Origin of the sequence: Escherichia sp. E4736, from assembly GCF_005781225.1 — a bacterium.
GTDB lineage: Bacteria > Pseudomonadota > Gammaproteobacteria > Enterobacterales > Enterobacteriaceae > Escherichia.
This window is the reverse complement of sequence record NZ_VATT01000070.1, coordinates 1-1259: the sequence shown is the minus strand read 5'-3', so window position 1 is coordinate 1259 and position 1259 is coordinate 1. Positions and strand designations below refer to the sequence as shown.

1 protein-coding gene is annotated in these 1259 nt (G+C 58.9%); it reads right to left on the bottom strand.

All coding sequences use genetic code 11. The annotated features are described in order from the left end of the window. On the bottom strand, positions 1-1259 hold a 1259-nt coding region (locus tag FEK46_RS23250; RefSeq protein ID WP_138194850.1), incomplete at both ends, for an RHS repeat-associated core domain-containing protein.

The following is a 1259-nucleotide window of genomic DNA, read 5'->3' as shown; positions in this document are numbered from 1 at the left end:
GATCGATCCATGACAGTGGATTAGGCGCATAAGCATAGAGGTTTAAACCGCCCCTTAAGCCTATCGGATCCGTAACTATGAACCGCCCGACATCCGGATCATAGTACCTGTGCAGATTGTAGTGCAGCCCCGTTTCCCTGTCGAGGTACTGTCCCTGGTAACGCAGGTTCTGTTCCACCCTGCCGTGGTCCTTCTCCTGTATTGTGTTACCCCAGACCTGATACCCCGTCTCCCACACGATTTTCCCGTCACTGTCCGTCATCTCTTCCGGCGCGCCGTTCACATCTGTGTGAAAATACAGTATCCGGTTCGGTCCCTCTTTCCCCGCCTTATCCACCCGCGCCAGCGGTTCATAACTCCCCTGGTCCCTGTAGATATACAGGCTGCCTGTTCCCTCCGGCCTGCTCTCCTGCGCCAGCCGCATCCCGTCCCATAAAAATTTTGTCCGGTTATACGCTTTACCGTCAGGGCTGATGTGCTGTTTTTCCGTCCGCCTCCCCAGCGCATCGTACACATACCGGTACGTTCCCCGCACTGTCGTCACTTCCACCATCCGGTGTTCCGCATCATAACGGTAACTCTGCGTTCCGCTCCGGCCCTGCTTTTCCACCGCACGACCATATTCATCGTAACGGTAATGCACACCACGGTAAGACATCAGCCGGTTGAACGGCACCACGCTGTTTTCTGCCGTGGCCCTTTCCCCCGTGCGCCTCCCCAGCAGGTTTCCCGCCGCGTCGTACTGCCAGCTCGCCAGATACCCCTCATCCTCCGAACGACACGCCGTGATGCGTCCCGTGGTGTCATAGAAGTAATCCGTTTCCCCCCGCCGGCTGTGCCGCGTCTTCAGCAGTTCATCCTCGCCACTGTAGCTGTACTGCCGGTCCGTGAACGTCTCCGGTACCACCCCGCGCATCCCGCTGTATGTCTCCCTGCGCTTCAGCCGCCCGGTGGGGTCGTAAAACTGCCGCGTGCTCAGTCGCCCCTGACTTCTGAGCACCTCCCGGTGCAGGGCGTCACGTGTGAACTCGCTGATGACCTCCCGGTCCAGATTTATCTGCTGGAGATGTCCGCTCCCGTAGTACAGATGGCGCTGTGTTCTGCCGTCCGGAAAGGTGGTGGCAGTCCGGTTGCTGAGTTCATCGTACTGATGGGTTAAGACGCCCTGTGCCGTCTCCTCAGTCAGCATCCGCCCCAGTCTGTCGTAACTGAAACGGATAATCTCCGGTGCGTCCGTTTCCCCGGCATCCGACCGCCGG